The sequence below is a fragment of the Undibacterium sp. RTI2.2 genome, assembly GCF_035018705.1.
GTDB lineage: Bacteria > Pseudomonadota > Gammaproteobacteria > Burkholderiales > Burkholderiaceae_D > Undibacterium.
This window is the reverse complement of the sequence record NZ_JASJXN010000155.1, coordinates 1-323: the sequence shown is the minus strand read 5'-3', so window position 1 is coordinate 323 and position 323 is coordinate 1. Positions and strand designations below refer to the sequence as shown.

General features: G+C 54.8%; 1 pseudogene. It reads right to left on the bottom strand.

The annotated features are described in order from the left end of the window. Nucleotides 1–323, bottom strand: a pseudogene (locus QN395_RS21525) (glutamine--fructose-6-phosphate aminotransferase); the annotation flags it as partial.

Here is a 323-nt window from a genome sequence, read left to right as displayed (position 1 = left end):
TTCAGCTTTAATGCGCCTTCCAAAGCGATTGGGTAGTGCATGCCGCGGCCTAAGAATAAGGCGTTTTCTTTGCGGGCGAACTCTTCTGACCAGGCGATGATCTGTGGCTCCAATGCCAGCACCGCAGTGATCGCTACAGGTAAGTGGCGCAGGGCTTTGATGTGTTCGGCTTCTTGCTCATCGCTGAGCCTGTCTTTGCTTTGCGCCAGTGTCAGTGCCAACAAGAATAGCGCTGCCAATTGTGTTGTGAAGGCTTTGGTCGATGCGACGCCGACTTCTACACCGGCGCGAGTGATATAGGCCAGAGCGCATTCGCGCACCAT